This is a genomic window from Salinivibrio siamensis (genome assembly GCF_001996005.1).
Lineage (GTDB): Bacteria > Pseudomonadota > Gammaproteobacteria > Enterobacterales > Vibrionaceae > Salinivibrio > Salinivibrio siamensis.
Genome location: NZ_MUFB01000002.1, coordinates 12,286 through 24,535, shown reverse-complemented (window position 1 = coordinate 24,535; position 12,250 = coordinate 12,286). Strand labels below are relative to the sequence as shown.

The following is a 12,250-nucleotide window of genomic DNA, read 5'->3' as shown; positions in this document are numbered from 1 at the left end:
GTTAAGGCAAGCGCTCGCGCTTGCCTTTTCTTTTTGGCGCGGCGCTTTTCCCATAAGTGTCATTTTCATCCATCCTTTAAGACGGTTATAGTAAACCTATCTCAGTGATGGTAAACCAAGATGACAGATCTCGCCGACAGTAAGGATCAGCCGGCTTTTGACGCGCACTCTCTCGCCCGTGAAGCAGTGCTGAGCGACGCATTTAAGCACCACATAACACCTTTTTGGCAACAGCGTGAACAAGGCTACTTCCACGGGGAAGGAGGGCTACGTTTACACTGGTGCAGCTTTACCCGTCCGCAGAATAGGCAAGCGGTCGTGGTGGTCAATGGCCGCATTGAAAGCGTGATGAAGTATCAAGAGATCTTTTATGACCTCGTTCAGATGGGCTATGACGTTTACAGCTTTGATCACCGCGGCCAAGGTTTGTCCGAGCGGCTCGTGATCAAACCGCGCGATCTGGGTCATGTCGAACGCTTTGACGACTATGTCACTGATCTGGCGACCTTCATGCAGTTTATCGGGGCGCACCGACAGTACGACCATACCTTTATGCTCGCCCACTCTATGGGCGGGGCCATCGCCGCACTCTATGCGCATCGATTTCCCCACGCGATAGACGGGCTTGCAATGACCGCGCCGATGTTTGGCGTGCACGTCAGCCCGTGGCTTGGACGTATCGCGCCTTGGTTGTGTCGTTCGCTGGCGCGCTATCAGCATCCACCACGGTTTGGGCCCGGACAAGTTGGCTATCGTCATGTGCCGTTTGAGCAAAACCGCCTGACCCATTCTCGCGCACGGTATGCCTGGTTTCGTCAGCTCTACATCAACCAACCTCAACTGCAGATCGGCGGACCTAGCGCTCGCTGGATTGCAGAGGGAATGGCCGCAGCCCAGCACTGCTTAGCCATCGCCCCCCAATTGGCCACTCCGACACTCATTTGCCAAGCTGGCGGCGAGCAGATTGTGTCTAATCCCGCGGTGGCCGAGTTCCATTTTTTACGCCGGCAAGCCAATCAGCCGAGTCAATGGCAGTTTTTTCAAGGCTCACGACATGAAATCTTGTTTGAAACCGATACACATCGGCTGGCAGCGTTCACGGCCATCGATGATTTTTTTCAACGTCAGAGCCAACACTAAAAGCGGAAATCGCTCAGTGAGAGGGTTCCCTTTTTCACCGTCGTCAGTTGCAGTAGACTCAAACATACTGTGATTGTGATCGCCTAACTAATGAGGACATGATGTACAAACTCGTCGCTTCCGATCTCGATGGTACCCTGCTCACCCCAGAGCACAGTATCGCGCCCTATACCAAACAGGTGTTGGAACAACTGCACCAGCAAGGCATCCATTTTGTGTTTGCCACGGGTCGTCATCATGTTGACGTAGCGAGCATTCGTGAAACCGTTGGCATTCCTGCATACATGATCACCTCCAATGGCGCACGCGTGCATGACAGTGATGACAACTTGGTATTCCAACACAATGTTGACCCTGAGATTGTTGCCAACCTGATTAACGAGGTGAAGCAGGATCCGACCGTCACCATTCACCTCTACCGCGATAATGACTGGCTGCTGAGCAAAATGGATGAAGAGCTCGCCCGCTATCATAAAGACTCTGGCTTTAACGCCCAGGAGTTTGATGTGGACAACCCACCGGTCGATAACATCGCGAAGATTTTCTTTATTCGCCACGATCACGACCATCTACTCAAATACGAGCATCAGTTTTTGTCGCAGTATGGCGAGAACATCAGCGTGGCATTTTCGACGCCATTCTGCCTGGAAGTAATGGGCAATGGGGTGTCCAAAGGCGCCGCGTTAGAGGAAGTGGCGCGTCGTCATCAGCTCAACTTGGCAGACTGTATCGCGTTTGGCGATGGCATGAACGATGTCGAAATGCTACGTGCCGCCGGACAAGGCTTGGTAATGGCCACCGCACAAGCGCGCGTCAAGGCCACCCTCTCAGATAAAGCCATTATTGGTAGTCATGCTGATGAAGCGGTGGCGCGCTATTTGAAAGCGCACCTATTAGACTCACTTTTATAAGCGACCTGGCTCACACCGTGAGCCAACAGGCGCCTGATGGCGATGCACTATTCCCCCGCCATCGCCAGGATCGCCTGCCATTGCGCTGCGGTAACCGGCATCACATTCAGTCGGTTACCTTTTTTCACTAACGGCATCTCGGCCAGCGCCGGGTTTTGTTTCATTTCAGCCAACTTAATCAGTGGCACATGACGCTGATATTCCACATCCACCATAAACCAACGTGGGGTTTCAGGTGTGGCTTTCGGATCAAAGTAGCCGCTATCTGGCTCAAATTGGGTATGATCGGGATAACGGGCGCGGACCACGGTCGCCACACCGGCGACACCCACTTGTTTGCACGAGGAATGATAAATCAGCACCTCATCGCCCACTTTGACCTCATCACGCAGCATATTACGCGCTTGATAATTGCGCACCCCTTCCCAGCATGAAACCTTTTGCTGTTTTAGTGTGTCTATCGAAAAGGTATCTGGCTCTGTTTTAAATAACCAATAACTCATGCTAGCTTGCTCTTAATCGGATGGTGGCGGCAATCTTGCCCTGCCTGCATTCAGGGCGCAAGCCTGCCTACTCTCGCTCAGTACAAGGAGTTTTTCGTGCCATCTCTTCGTCCCCTTATCATCGCCTCGATGAGTTTGCTTGCCCTCGCCGGGTGCGGTAGCACCTCTGGTCCGGTAGAGCTGGGCCATCGTAGCGACAAGGTTTCAACCGGCTTGGTTCACACGCCGCAACCTTTTATGCAAACCGGCCGCATCTCTGTCAGCCCAGAAACGGCCAGCTTCACGCCGTGCGGCAGTCAAAAACAGTACTGGCTTGATTTAACCGCTGACCAACGCGCGACCTTATCGCAGCAGTCCGGTCCGGTATACAGTGAGTTTGAGGGCTATTTCACACCTGTGTCACGCCGCGGGTACAGTGCCGACTACCCTGCTGCGGTGACCATGACCCGCTTAAATATGCTCACCAGCGAATTAGAGGGATGCGCACAACCGCGTAATACCTTGTTGGCGGAAGGCCAGACCCCTACCACCTGGTCAGCCGCTGTCGGCCAAGGGCATCTGGCATGGGAAAGCGAGCAAGACTCACAAGAGCGCCCGCTCAGCGGACAAAGCATGAGCCAAGAGCAGGCACAATTCCATGCTCAACAAGCCGCTTTAACGCTTAGCGCCCAAGGCTGCCAACAAAGCGCCAACACCCTCTATGGCTGGCAAGCACGCTTAAAAACGGCGAAAGGCACTTACCAAGGGTGTGCGATCTTACCTTCCGTGGATACCAGTCAGCATTGGGCGGGAGAATACCAAGGTACCAGCCAGTCGCCCGGCCAACCGACACTGACCACCAAACTGACGTTGCTGCCCGATCATAGCGCCATCACCAGCTACCACCCACAAGGGGAAGCGGTGACCAAAGAAACCGGGATTTGGCAGCCAGTCGGGGAGAACCAAGTCCAGGTACTCACCACCCGCAGTGGCGAGCAAATGGTGGTGTCTGAGCGCATATATACACGTAACGGGTTTACCCTCTCCGCCTCCGAGGAAACCTTTAATGGCAACACCTACTCATTAGGTCACGACGGCTTAACGCTGAGGCTCAAAGTCGGGGATGCCGTGAACGTATCGAACCAAACCGGCATGAAAGGCAGCGCCGAGAAAAACCCGCGCGTTGAGAAAGCACTCAAAGACTACCTTAGCGATAATGGCCAAACCGGCCCTCTCACTTATCGCTGGCTTACCCACGACCTCAATCAAGACGGGCAAGCTGAGCTATTGGTCTTGACCGACAGCTGTGGCAGTGGCGGCTGCACCTTATTGGTGTTTAAAGGCGACGCGCAAGGCTGGCAGTTTAATAGCCGCATGACACTGGTGCATGTGCCCCTTTTATTAGCACGCAGCCAAAACAAAGGTTGGCATGATTTGGTCGTGCCGGTCGGTGGCGGTGGTGCGCCTGCCGGCCACCATGTGATGCGATTTGATGGGCAGCGTTATCCACTCAACCCCAGCACTGCGCCTCGCGCACCTAAACCGGATGGCTCAGACATGCCCTTGTTTGCCGATGGCATCTATGCCACCCAACAAGGGGCGGTATTGGGAGAAGAATAACGTAGACGCGCGCGCCCTTGGCACACGGGCTCGCATTCCTTGTCGGACTTGCGCACAATAGCAACCTGACACCTTGAGGAGAGTCTGATGGCCCGTTTGCCCTGCCGCCAATGCGGTTTTACCTATCACTGTATCTGTCACTGCTATTGGCTGCTGGAAAGCCAATTGCAATGCGTGCTGGTGATGCACGAAAACGAAGCGGCGCGCCAATCCAACACCGGCAAACTGGTTAAAGCGGCGCTGCCCCACACTCAGATAGAGATTTGGCAACGCAAACAACCACCGCAAGCCTTGCTCGACAGCTGGGCGCGCGGTGATGTGTCACCTTGGTTGTTGTTTCCCTGTGATGATGCCGTCCCCGCCGATAGGCTATTTGCTGACGCGGTTCGGCCTGTCTCTTGCGCGGATAGTTCAGCTTCTTGCGCAGAGACGTTAGCCGCCACCAATGCACCTCGCGCGCCGTTACAGTTTGTGGTGCTGGATGCCACTTGGCAGCAGGCGCGAAAAATGCTCAATAAAAGTCCGTGGCTCAATGGTCTGCCTCGGGTCAGTTTGCCGTCGACAGCCGACTCGCAATATACGCTCAGGCGCAACCAGCCACCGGGACACCTGTGTACCAGTGAAGCGGTGAGTGCATTACTACGAAGCCAAGGCGACGTGAACGCCGCTACGCAGCTGGACCATTTTCTTGCCCACTTTATGGAGAGTTACGAGGCCGATCGCCACCATCACACCACACCGCTCCCCGCCCCCAAGATGCTGACGTCAAACGCGTGAACAAAAAAACGCCGAGCACAGCGCGCTGCCATGCCCGGCATTTACGTCGTTTATGGGTTACAGCTTAAAGCGGCTGATCTCTTGCTCGAGGCTATGAGAAAGCTCGGATAACGTCGCGGCTTGACGCGCGGCTTCATCCGCTTCGGTCGATAGCTCATTGGACACATCGCGAATGCCCTCTGAGTTACGGGTGATCTCCGCGGTGACGCTCGATTGCTCTTCCGCTGCCGAAGCAATTTGGGTGGCCATATCGCTAATTTGGCTCACCGCCGCGACAATCTGGCTCAAGCTTTCGTTCGCCGCACTGGCATCTTCCACACTCGCATGCGCACGTTGCTGGCTATCTTGCATCATAGTCACCGCGCGACCGGTTGCCTGCTGCAAGGTATCAATCATTTGCTGAATTTCGGTGGTTGAAGCATGGGTACGCTGGCTCAATATCCGTACTTCATCGGCTACCACCGCAAAGCCACGGCCATGCTCACCGGCGCGTGCTGCTTCAATCGCGGCATTCAATGCCAGCAGATTAGTTTGCTCGGCCACTTCTTGAATGGTCGACAAGATGCTGGTGATGCTGTGCGCATGCTGATCCAGCTCACCAATCACACCGGTCGCCGCTTCTACTTCACGGGCAAGCTCGGTGATCGAGTGCTTACTTTGCTCCACTTGCTGGCCGCCATCGTTGGCAACGCTTTCAGTCTCTTGGGCGGTGCGCGCGGTATTATCGGCATTGCCGGCAATATCTTGGGTCGCCGAGGCCATTTCATGGATAGCGGTCGCCACCATATTGATTTCATCTTGCTGATGACCAATCCGGGTGGAGCGCTCTTCCGCTTGTGCTGCGGTCAGCTCGGCTTGTTGCTTGAGCGAGCCAGACAGCTGACGTAAGTGCGACACCATAGTGTGCATGTTGCCGACAAAGCGATTGAAGTTGTTAGCAAGTTTGCCAATTTCATCATTACTGTGTGGCTCAAGGCGCTGGGTTAAGTCCCCTTCACCGGAGGCAATTTCTTCTAGCGCGGCGGATACATTGAGCAAGTCACGGAACAACACGTGCATCAACCACGTCACGGCACCGGCCACCAGCAAAGTGATCACCACCGCGGTCAGCATCAGGTCGAACAAGGTATCACGCTGGCTGGCGTATTCAGTGCGCTTATCCAGCTCAATCGCCAGTACCCAATCGGTGTTAGGAACCGAGGCAAAATAAAACAGTTTATCAACGCCATCGACAGGCAGTTCCACCAGCGATTGCTGTGCCAACGCCTGACGCACGCGGTTTTCATTCAGCTCAGGAGACAGGCTGCGATACGGTTTTAGCAGGCGCGCTTTGTCTTTGTGAGCGAGAAAAGTGCCATCAGCACCTAGCAGCATCGCATTCGCATTTTTGCCCACTTTTAATTGGGTCACGTCACGGATCAACTGGTCAATCAACACATCTGCGCCCACCACACCGATTAATTCGCCATTACGACGCACCGGCTCGGCCAAGGTCACCAGCATCGCACCGGTAATCGCATCACTGTAAGCAGTGGTAATAATCGGGCTACCTTCGCTCACCGCTTGCTTGTACCACGGGCGGACGCGAGGGTCATAATCATCGCGGTTGCGCTCAGGACGCGAGCGATACATGGCACCTTTGGGGGTGCCAAAGTAGATATCGTCAAACCCACCGGCCTCACGCGCTTGCTGCAAATAGCTCACACGACGGCTACTGCTGGTGTAATCGGTAAAGGCACTGGTGATATCAGCACGGATTTGCACCCAACCGCTGATCGATTCGGTCGCCGCATCGGCGATACCACTGACGCGGCTATAGATGCTCGACTGGGTTTGGGCTTGAATTTGGCTTACAGCAAGCCAGGTGAGAAAGGCGGCCATCAGCAATACAGCAGATAAGCATGCCCCAATTAATTTTTGTTTTAGTGATAACTGCATGGGAACGGCTCTCAAAGCAACGACAGGTTAATTCCAAACTCCCCGATAACCGAGGTAGCAATAGTGAACAGCCGTCACCCCGTCCCTAGGGTACCGCGAGCCCTTCCAGCGCGTCGCGGGTTCACAGCGCCGGATAATTTTTATCCGACATGGCAAGCGCGCTAATGTATCAACACTGAGACAGGATTGCTATTTTTAAGTTAAAAAACAGTCAACTAGAGAGCGCTTAAAATCAAGATCACACATGCTGTCCGGCTACCCAGCCGGAGCTCCAGGCCCATTGGAAGTTATAGCCGCCGAGCCAGCCGGTGACATCAAGTACTTCACCGATAAAATACAGGCCGGGAATATCTCGCGCTTCAAGGGTTTTCGAGGAAATCGCGTGGGTATCTACCCCACCAAGCGTCACTTCTGCAGTGCGGTAACCTTCGGTGCCGTTTGGGGCAATGGACCACTGGTGAAAGTAGTGATGCAGTTGATCAAGCTGTTTGTCATCGAGCTGCTTGAGCGGTTTATCTGGCAAGCTATCGCGCGCAATCAAGACCTCGACCAAACGTTTGGGGAATAGGCGAGACAGTGATGTTTTTAAGGTTTGGTTGGGGTGCTTATCACGCATCGCCACCAGCACCTCTTTTAGCGACTCACTGGGGAGTAAATCGATGGTGACCGCTTCGCCCGGCTGCCAAAACGAGGAGGTTTGCAACACCGCCGGTCCCGATAAGCCGCGGTGGGTAAAGAGCAGGTTCTCGGTAAAACACACACCCGATTCGGTGGTAATCGAACACGGCACCGACACCCCAGAAATATCGGCAAAACGGGTTTTGTCTTCTTGGTGCAAGGTATACGGCACCAAGGCGGCGCGGGTGGGCAGTACTTTTAAGCCAAATTGTTCGGCAAGCTGATAACCAAAGGGGGTGGCGCCGAGCTTGGGCATGGAAAGGCCGCCCGTGGCGACCACCAACGACTGGCAGCGCACCGGCTCGCCATTGAGTTTAAGGCGAAATCCGGCTTCTTCTTGTTCAATATCATGCACTTCACAGCGATAGCGTTGACTGATGGTGGCTTGGTCGCATTCGGCCAAGAGCAGGTTGACGATATATTTGGCGCTGTCATCACAAAACAGCTGGCCGTGGTCACGCTCGTGATAGGCCACACCATGGGTGGCCACCAGACCAATAAAGTCCCATTGGCTGTATTGCGCCAATGCGGATTTGACGAAGTGCGGGTTTTCACACAGGAAGTTATTGGCGGTGACATCATAGTTGGTGAAATTGCAGCGTCCGCCGCCCGAGATCAGGATCTTGCGGCCCGGTTTTTTGGCATGATCCACCACCAAAACACGGCGGCCACGTTGGCCTGCTTGTGCTGCACACATCAATCCTGCCGCACCGGCGCCAATCACAATTACATCATACTCAGTCACACGCTTACCTGTTTATTCTCTGCTCACCCTGTGGGAGCGGCATTGTAGCAGCCCGCACGTGAGCGGCAAGCGCGATTTAACGCGCCTGCGCTTCAGGCGGTGGCACCATGGCATCGGCACCCTGCGCCATCAGGCTTGGCTCCATATGCAGTGTACGGGTTGGAAGAGCAATATCCGCACCGTGCTGATGAATAATACCAATCACTTGCAGCAATACATCTTGCTTCACGCGGTGATAGCGTTGCCAGTTCACCGTTTTGGTGAAGGTGTAAATAAAGAAATCGAGCGAGTGTGGGCCAAAGCTGTTGAAGTTCACAATCAAGGTTTGTCGCGTTTCGATGTCTGGGTGAGCCTCAAGCATGGCATACACATCATCAATCACCGCGCTCATTTTATCGGCGTCTTGGTAACGTAGTCCGATAGTTTCATAGATGCGGCGGTTAAGCATCCGCGAGGGGTTTTCCACCACCACGTTGCTAAATACCGAGTTGGGCACGTATAAAGGACGTAAGTCAAAGGTGCGTAACACCGTCATGCGGATACCAATTTTTTCTACCGTGCCTTCGATATTGCGATCCGGCGAGCGTACCCAGTCGCCGACTTTAAATGGGCGATCAAAGTAGATCATCACCCCGCCGAAGAAGTTGGAAAGCAAATCTTTGGCGGCAAGACCGACAATTAAGCCCCCCACACCACCAACCGTGAGTAACCCGGAGACACTGACACCCAGGCTTTGTAGCAGCGTAATCACGCCAATGCAGACGGCGAGTGCGCGTAAGACGTTACCAATGGCGTTAATCGTGGTGTGATCACGGCGCCCTTCGTCAAATAACAGCTGCTCTCCACTGTTGACCAATCGGAGCAAAAACCAGATCAATAAGAACACGACCAGCAGCTCTCTGATCACGCTCACCCAGCTTAAATTCAAGTGACCTGCGGTATTATCAAGAAAAATTTCTAGCGCATGAAACGCAGGCCAGCCCCAGATTAAGAGGGAAAATGGCGTATCAATCGCGGGCCACAGCACATCATCCCAACGTGTTTGCGTGCGCTCTGCCAGTGCCTTTAAGCGCCCCATCAACACACGCCATAGCGCCCAGGCGACGGCTCCAAGCCCCATCAAAATGACAATATCTGAGATCCAGTCCCACGCGGCGGCTTGATAGAGTGATTGCCACCATTGGATTAGGCTTTGCATGCTTCCCTCACGATTACGGTGTCTAGGCGTTTATGCTTGTCAGACTAACAAAAAAAATGCTGACCTCGGTCAGCATTTTGTCGAAATTATTGGCGTCCGCTTACCAGCCCGCAAAAGCGACGAGAAAAAAGGTCGCGAGCAAGGCACCAGACAACGCAGCGTTAAGGATGAACAAGTGGCGTACTTTGTTGCATTTTCCCACGAATACTTCATCGTGATGATGCAGATACTCCTGACTACGAATGTACTGGTACAAGCGTTTTTGCCGAGAGATATCGCCTTGGGGTGAGAGTGAGAAAAAGTTGTTATCGCCACGACAGATTTGCTGATAAAGCAGCGGATTGGCGTCGCGTAACATCACTACCAGTGCACGCAATGAAGATAGGTAGCGCGCGAAATTGACTAGCATGACAGTAAATACCGCCATGATCAGGATATCACCGTTCATAGACCTCTCCCTCCGCTACGCCGGATAGCGCTCAGAGGGAGAGGTAAGTCGATTACTGCCCTGCTGAGCCGTCCATCACTGACGTAGACTCTTCAACTGCCATCGATGCCAAGTCTTTGTCGATAAAGAACAGCGCCTTGCCATCTTCGCCGACTAACTCGATCTTATCGAGTATGCCTTTAAACAGCTTCTCTTCTTCATGCTGCTCCGCTACATACCACTGCAAGAAGTTAAAAGTTGAATAATCTTGCGTGGTAAACGCAACGTGCGCCAAGCTGTTAATCTTTTCCGTAATCAAGCGCTCGTGTTGATAGGTTTCACGAAACACTTCGCCCAGTGATGCAAATTCGTGACGCGGTGCATCAATCGAACCCAAAATAGGCATCGCCCCTGTCTCACTGACGTAAGTAAACAGGCGCTGCATATGCTGCATCTCTTCTTGTGCGTGCTTATGCAGGAATCGCGCGGCTCCTTCGAAGCCTTGATCCTCACACCAAGCGCTCATTTGTAAGTATAGATTTGATGAGAAAAACTCCAAATTTATCTGCTCATTGAGCCTGTCAACCATGGCAGGTGCTAGCATATAAAACATCCTCTTTATTTGGGGTTAGCTGCCATTCTGACCAGCAGCACGTTGGTTTTCAAGCGGATCACGCCGACTAACGGCATCGATACCGAGTCTTGTATCGAATTTATGACTCGTGTCATCGTCGAATTCTTAATCGGAATGCGATCACAGTGACGGATTTTACCTCTCAAGCTGGTTAAACTGCGTTTACAACCTCGTATAAAAAGGATAATTCTATGTCATACAAGCATATTTTGGTTGCTGTCGATTTGTCAGATGATAGTGAACGCCTGCTCAAGAAAGCCGATGTCTTAGCCTGTGCCCTCGACGCCCAACTTTCCTTAGTCCATATCGACGTTAATTACGCCGAGCTCTACACCGGGCTCATCGACATTAACTTGGTCGAGTCGCGTAACCGTGTGATTGAAGAGGCGCAGCAAAAGCTGAATCAACTGGCCAGTGACGCGCAAAGTCCAGTGACACATACCTTGGTCAGCAGTGGCGATCTTGCCGAAGAAATCACTGAATCGATTCAAAATATGGGGATCGATCTGGTCGTGGTCGGCCATCACCAAGACTTTTGGAGCTCGTTGCTCTCCTCCACCAAGCAGTTACTCAATAAAACACCGGTGGATCTGTTGATGGTGCCTATCCGCGACTAACAGAACCACTTTCTTCCCCCGCGAAGGCGGTGATTCCGCCTTCTTGCTGCCATCATCGCTTTATCTGCTACCCACACCAAGATGAACCGATTGCGTCCCCGCGATGAAACGGTACACTGCCCTTTTTACCATTTTATCGAAGGAACCGAAGTCATGGGGTATCTTAGCGGCGTCACACTGCTGTGGGCCTTTTCATTTAGCCTGATTGGCGTGTATCTCGCCGGCCAAGTAGACAGTTATTTTTCTGTGCTGATGCGCATTGTATTGGCTGGACTGGTGTTTTTGCCCTTTTTGCGCCCTCGCCAAGTGCGCCCTGCCTTTGCCGCAAAATTGATGCTGGTCGGTGCATGTCAACTCGGCATTATGTACTGCTTTTTCTATCAATCCTTTTTATTTTTGTCGGTACCAGAGGTGCTGCTGTTTACCGTCTTTACCCCACTTTACGTCACCTTGATTTACGATGCCTTAAAACGCCAGTTTAGCGCTTGGTATCTGCTCACCGCCGCGATGGCGGTGCTCGGTGCCGTGGTGATCCGCTATGCGACCGTCAATCCTGACTTTTTAATCGGCTTTTTGGTGGTACAAGGGGCGAACCTTTGCTTTGCGATTGGCCAAGTCGGTTACAAGTACCTGCTTGAGAAAGAGCAAACTCAGCTGCCTCAACATGCGGTATTCGGTTGGTTCTATCTTGGCGCTTTAGTCGTGGGCGTGCTGGCTTTCGCCTTGCTCGGCAACAGTGACAAGCTACCCACGACACCCACCCAGTGGGGCGTGTTAATTTATCTAGGCACCATCGCCTCGGGGCTGGGCTATTTCTTTTGGAATAAAGGCGCGACGCTGGTCAATGCGGGGGCCCTCGCGGTGATGAACAACGCTTTAATTCCAGCTGGGATTGTGGTCAATGTACTAATCTGGAACCGCGATGCAGATCTGCTGCCCTTACTCAGTGGCGGGGTACTAATTTTAGCCGCGCTGTGGTTTAACCAAACCTGGGTCAAACGCCACGTTGCCGCCCAACGGAATGCTACCCCACGGTAGGCCGCCCCACGGCCTCTGCCACCCAAACACAAAACAGGCAGGGAA

The 12,250-nt window shown here is 53.2% G+C and carries 12 protein-coding genes; 6 read left to right on the top strand and 6 right to left on the bottom strand.

Annotated elements, in window-relative coordinates:
- Nucleotides 1-120 precede the first annotated feature (120 nt).
- Both BZG73_RS01430 and BZG73_RS01425 read left to right on the top strand, forming a co-directional pair.
- Nucleotides 121-1,140, top strand: coding sequence for an alpha/beta fold hydrolase (locus BZG73_RS01430; protein WP_077667385.1), 1,020 nt, complete (start codon nucleotides 121-123; stop codon nucleotides 1,138-1,140).
- 101 nt (nucleotides 1,141-1,241) lie between these two features.
- The gene (locus BZG73_RS01425; RefSeq protein ID WP_046074567.1) at nucleotides 1,242-2,051 is read left to right on the top strand and encodes a Cof-type HAD-IIB family hydrolase; all 810 of its coding nucleotides are present in this window, start codon (nucleotides 1,242-1,244) and stop codon (nucleotides 2,049-2,051) included.
- Between the two features lie 47 nt (nucleotides 2,052-2,098).
- On the opposite strand, the gene BZG73_RS01420 is transcribed toward BZG73_RS01425, so the two are convergent.
- On the bottom strand, nucleotides 2,099-2,554 hold the full coding sequence (locus BZG73_RS01420) for an EVE domain-containing protein (RefSeq protein WP_077667384.1): 456 nt from the start codon (nucleotides 2,552-2,554) through the stop codon (nucleotides 2,099-2,101).
- A gap of 96 nt (nucleotides 2,555-2,650) precedes the next feature.
- Between BZG73_RS01420 and BZG73_RS01415 the strand changes: the two genes are divergently transcribed.
- Nucleotides 2,651-4,153 (top strand): hypothetical protein, encoded by a 1,503-nt coding sequence (locus BZG73_RS01415; RefSeq protein ID WP_077667383.1) that lies wholly within the window; start codon nucleotides 2,651-2,653, stop codon nucleotides 4,151-4,153.
- 87 nt (nucleotides 4,154-4,240) lie between these two features.
- Nucleotides 4,241-4,930, top strand: coding sequence for a tRNA-uridine aminocarboxypropyltransferase (locus tag BZG73_RS01410; RefSeq protein WP_077667382.1), 690 nt, complete (start codon nucleotides 4,241-4,243; stop codon nucleotides 4,928-4,930).
- Nucleotides 4,931-4,987: 57 nt separating this feature from the next.
- Here BZG73_RS01410 and BZG73_RS01405 read toward each other — a convergent pair whose 3' ends face one another.
- The 5 genes from BZG73_RS01405 to ftnA form a co-directional block, all read right to left on the bottom strand.
- Complete coding sequence (locus BZG73_RS01405; RefSeq protein WP_077667381.1) at nucleotides 4,988-6,868, bottom strand: methyl-accepting chemotaxis protein; 1,881 nt, start codon at nucleotides 6,866-6,868, stop codon at nucleotides 4,988-4,990.
- Nucleotides 6,869-7,106: 238 nt separating this feature from the next.
- Entirely contained in the window at nucleotides 7,107-8,291 is a 1,185-nt protein-coding gene (locus tag BZG73_RS01400; RefSeq protein ID WP_077667380.1) for a BaiN/RdsA family NAD(P)/FAD-dependent oxidoreductase, read from the bottom strand.
- 76 nt (nucleotides 8,292-8,367) lie between these two features.
- Nucleotides 8,368-9,489, bottom strand: coding sequence for a mechanosensitive ion channel family protein (locus BZG73_RS01395; protein WP_101494449.1), 1,122 nt, complete (start codon nucleotides 9,487-9,489; stop codon nucleotides 8,368-8,370).
- A gap of 100 nt (nucleotides 9,490-9,589) precedes the next feature.
- Nucleotides 9,590-9,937 carry a universal stress protein UspB gene (locus BZG73_RS01390; protein ID WP_069361791.1) on the bottom strand — a complete coding sequence of 116 codons (348 nt, stop codon included), beginning with the start codon at nucleotides 9,935-9,937 and terminating at the stop codon, nucleotides 9,590-9,592.
- Nucleotides 9,938-9,989: 52 nt separating this feature from the next.
- The gene (gene ftnA / locus BZG73_RS01385) at nucleotides 9,990-10,520 is read right to left on the bottom strand and encodes a non-heme ferritin (protein ID WP_046074610.1); all 531 of its coding nucleotides are present in this window, start codon (nucleotides 10,518-10,520) and stop codon (nucleotides 9,990-9,992) included.
- Between the two features lie 221 nt (nucleotides 10,521-10,741).
- On the opposite strand from ftnA, the gene BZG73_RS01380 reads away from it, so the two are divergent.
- Both BZG73_RS01380 and BZG73_RS01375 read left to right on the top strand, forming a co-directional pair.
- Nucleotides 10,742-11,167 (top strand): universal stress protein, encoded by a 426-nt coding sequence (locus tag BZG73_RS01380; RefSeq protein ID WP_077667379.1) that lies wholly within the window; start codon nucleotides 10,742-10,744, stop codon nucleotides 11,165-11,167.
- A gap of 153 nt (nucleotides 11,168-11,320) precedes the next feature.
- Entirely contained in the window at nucleotides 11,321-12,205 is an 885-nt protein-coding gene (locus BZG73_RS01375; RefSeq protein WP_077667378.1) for a carboxylate/amino acid/amine transporter, read from the top strand.
- Nucleotides 12,206-12,250: the final 45 nt, after the last annotated feature.

Coding starts and splice junctions, on each gene's coding strand:
- BZG73_RS01380 (WP_077667379.1), top strand. CDS start 10,742: ATGTCATACAAGCATATTTTGGTTGCTGTCGATTTGTCAGATGATAGT.
- BZG73_RS01410 (WP_077667382.1), top strand. CDS start 4,241: ATGGCCCGTTTGCCCTGCCGCCAATGCGGTTTTACCTATCACTGTATC.
- BZG73_RS01405 (WP_077667381.1), bottom strand. CDS start 6,868: ATGCAGTTATCACTAAAACAAAAATTAATTGGGGCATGCTTATCTGCT.
- BZG73_RS01395 (WP_101494449.1), bottom strand. CDS start 9,489: ATGCAAAGCCTAATCCAATGGTGGCAATCACTCTATCAAGCCGCCGCG.
- BZG73_RS01375 (WP_077667378.1), top strand. CDS start 11,321: ATGGGGTATCTTAGCGGCGTCACACTGCTGTGGGCCTTTTCATTTAGC.
- BZG73_RS01430 (WP_077667385.1), top strand. CDS start 121: ATGACAGATCTCGCCGACAGTAAGGATCAGCCGGCTTTTGACGCGCAC.
- BZG73_RS01420 (WP_077667384.1), bottom strand. CDS start 2,554: ATGAGTTATTGGTTATTTAAAACAGAGCCAGATACCTTTTCGATAGAC.
- BZG73_RS01390 (WP_069361791.1), bottom strand. CDS start 9,937: ATGAACGGTGATATCCTGATCATGGCGGTATTTACTGTCATGCTAGTC.
- ftnA (WP_046074610.1), bottom strand. CDS start 10,520: ATGCTAGCACCTGCCATGGTTGACAGGCTCAATGAGCAGATAAATTTG.
- BZG73_RS01425 (WP_046074567.1), top strand. CDS start 1,242: ATGTACAAACTCGTCGCTTCCGATCTCGATGGTACCCTGCTCACCCCA.